The organism is Methylibium sp. T29 (assembly GCF_000576205.1).
Taxonomy (GTDB): Bacteria; Pseudomonadota; Gammaproteobacteria; order Burkholderiales; family Burkholderiaceae_C; genus Methylibium; species Methylibium petroleiphilum.
The window spans coordinates 1-1,665 of the sequence record NZ_AZND01000445.1; the positions used below are offsets into that span (position 1 = coordinate 1).

2 protein-coding genes and 1 pseudogene are annotated in these 1,665 nt (G+C 70.8%); 1 reads left to right on the plus strand and 2 read right to left on the minus strand.

Annotation, left to right across the window (positions count from 1 at the left end):
• Positions 1-261 (plus strand): annotated as a pseudogene (locus x551_RS21880) (class I SAM-dependent RNA methyltransferase); the annotation flags it as partial.
• 17 nt (positions 262-278) lie between these two features.
• Here the strand turns inward: x551_RS21880 and x551_RS21885 are convergent.
• Positions 279-1,049, minus strand: coding sequence for a DUF4399 domain-containing protein (locus tag x551_RS21885; protein ID WP_051495971.1), 771 nt, complete (start codon positions 1,047-1,049; stop codon positions 279-281).
• Positions 1,050-1,087: 38 nt separating this feature from the next.
• Positions 1,088-1,597, minus strand: coding sequence for a TPM domain-containing protein (locus x551_RS21890; RefSeq protein WP_036251426.1), 510 nt, complete (start codon positions 1,595-1,597; stop codon positions 1,088-1,090).
• Positions 1,598-1,665: the final 68 nt, after the last annotated feature.

Below are 1,665 nucleotides of genomic sequence, written 5' to 3' on the forward strand. Positions count from 1 at the left end.
GCCGGACGGCGCGCGCCGCCGACGGCCGCGCGCGAGGGTTTCGAGGACGGCGCCTCGGCCCACGAGTTCTTCACCCGCCTCGCCACCCACTGGAAGCGCGCCTACCCGGGCTGGACCGCCTGGGTGCTCAGCCCCGACATGAAGCTGCCGCAGGCGATGCGCCTGAAGGAGAGCCGGCGCGTGCCGATGTGGAACGGCCCGATCGAGTGCCGGCTGTTCCGCTTCGATCTGGTGGCCGGTTCGATGCGCGAACCGGGCTGAGGGCGCGCCGGCTGCCCTCAGCGCGGCACTTCGATCTCGACCGGCGCCGACGTGGCCATCACCTGCTGGTCGGCGTTCTGCAGCAGTTCGACCCTGAACTTGTAGGTGCCCGGCGGCGGCGCGAGCCAGACCTCGGTCAGGCCCTTGACGAGGTCGATGCGCTCGGTGGGCGCACCGGCCCTCTCGGCGACCAGCCGGAAGTGGCCCACGCCCTTGTCCTGGATGTCCACGTGGCCCACGTTCAGGCCCGAGGCGTGCAGTCGCACCCGGAACGGCGTGCGCAGCGGCTCGCCGCTGCGCGGCTCGAGGATCGCGACGCCGGGCTGGATCAGCGTCTTCGGGTCGACGTCGTCGTTCTTCTTCGTCACCGTGATCTTCATCGGCTTGCTGTAGACGAAGTAGGGGATGTGCTTGTGGTCCGCCAGCAGCAGCCGCAGCGTGTAGGTGCCGGGCACGAAGGTCAGCACCGTCTCCATCTGGCCCTTGCCGAAGTGGATGTACTGGTCGTTGAAGGGCAGCGGCTGGGTGAAGTCGAGCGGCAGGTCGCGGTTGACCAGCAGGTGGTGGTGACCGGCGCCGTCGACCGGCTTGACGATCGGCGCCAGTCCGTAGCGCGACAGGCCGAACTTCAGCACGAAGGGCGTCTCGATGCTGTCGCCGTCGCGCAGGTTGGTGAAGTAGGTCTCGGGCTGCTGGGTGCGCAGCGGCGAGCTGAGCCACGGGTGGTCGGCCGCGAGGGCCGGTGCGGCCAGCAGGGCGGCCGCGAACCAGGCGAAGCAAGAGCGCATCGTGGAGGTCATTCGATCGGAGGTCGTGAAGGTGTCGGTCAGCGCAGCACCGGAGTGTCCGGCAATTCGTTCGGATTGCCACCCCCTGGCGCTGCCGGGAAATGCTGGCGCAGCACGGCGTCCACGGCGTCGATCGCGGCGTGCAGCCCGTCCTCGAAGCGCCGCTCGCGGAACGCCGCGCCCATGCCGTCGACGATGGCCTGCCATCCCGCAGCGTCCACGTGCCGCGTGAGGCCGCGGTCGGCCACGATCTCGATGCGGTGGTCGGCCAGCAGCAGGTAGATCAGCACGCCGTTGTTGTGCTCGGTGTCCCACACGCGCAGCTTGCCGAACAGCGACAGCGCGCGATCGTGGGCGTCGACGTTGCGCCACAGGTAGCCCAGCGGCAGCCCCGCCTCCACGCAGACGCGGATCTCGCCGCTGTGCGCGGCCTCGCTGGCGCGCACGCGCTGCTCGATGCGCTCCAGCGCCACCGGGCCGAGCGCGCGGCGCGCGTCGTCCTCGTCGAGCCAGCAGTGGCGCAGCAGTCGGATCAGCCGGTCCATCATCACCAGTCTCCCGACGCGCCGCCGCCGCCGAAATCGCCGCCACCGCCGGACGAGAACCCCCCGCCGCC

Bases quoted from the DNA above. Each gene is read 5' to 3' on its own strand.
- x551_RS21885 (WP_051495971.1), bottom strand. From the start codon at position 1,049: ATGCGCTCTTGCTTCGCCTGGTTCGCGGCCGCCCTGCTGGCCGCACCG.
- x551_RS21890 (WP_036251426.1), bottom strand. From the start codon at position 1,597: ATGATGGACCGGCTGATCCGACTGCTGCGCCACTGCTGGCTCGACGAG.